The sequence below is a fragment of the Photorhabdus tasmaniensis genome (genome assembly GCF_011189505.1).
Classification (GTDB): domain Bacteria; phylum Pseudomonadota; class Gammaproteobacteria; order Enterobacterales; family Enterobacteriaceae; genus Photorhabdus; species Photorhabdus tasmaniensis.
In genome coordinates, this window is record NZ_PUJU01000263.1 from 1 (window position 1) to 248 (window position 248).

The 248-nt window shown below is 50.4% G+C and carries 1 protein-coding gene; it reads right to left on the bottom strand.

Going from position 1 to position 248, the window contains the following annotated elements; all coding sequences use genetic code 11:
- The coding region (locus C5471_RS23825; RefSeq protein ID WP_166296753.1) for an RHS repeat-associated core domain-containing protein at positions 1-248 on the bottom strand (248 nt) is incomplete at both ends.

Here is a 248-nt window from a genome sequence, read left to right on the forward strand (position 1 = left end):
TTCGAAGGGCCTTGCGTTTATGGTATCCAGTAGGATCACAACCCGCCAATCCCAGAGGATCAATCCAATTCGCCGGATTATGAACGTACGCATACGGATTCAGGCCCCCTGCCAGCCCTAGCGGGTCAGTACTAAGATAACAACACCCTTCCGGCAAATAATACCTGAACCGGTTATAGAATAAACCACTTTCCTCATCAAAAATTTGCCCGGCAAATCGCAGGCCCGGATCCAGTTGCGGGTTCTCA